A 261-nucleotide genomic window follows, 5' to 3' on the forward strand; every position below is an offset into this window, starting at 1 on the left:
CGGAACTGCGCGCAGAAGTGGGCGTCTTGACGCCGAAACTTGAGCGCCTTATCTACGTTCTGGAGTGGGCGCGTATCGAGGAATTCGCTGACGATTCCTGGGACGGGATCGGCCGACCGCCGCATGTACGTGCATGGCTGGCGAATGCTTTCGTGGCCAAGGCGGTGCTGGGCATCACCACCACCGTCGGGCTGGTCGAGCGCCTGACCATGGACAAGACCTTGCGGCGCATTTGCGGATTTCCGCCGTTTGCAAAGCTGC

At 62.1% G+C, this 261-nt stretch carries 1 protein-coding gene; it reads left to right on the forward strand.

Going from position 1 to position 261, the window contains the following annotated elements:
* Window positions 1–261, forward strand: a 261-nt coding sequence (locus tag F1735_RS34955; protein WP_222853212.1) for a transposase, incomplete at both ends; no start/stop codon positions are given.

Source organism: Massilia genomosp. 1 (genome assembly GCF_011682185.1).
In the GTDB taxonomy this organism is placed as follows: Bacteria; Pseudomonadota; Gammaproteobacteria; order Burkholderiales; family Burkholderiaceae_D; genus Telluria_A; species Telluria_A rubra.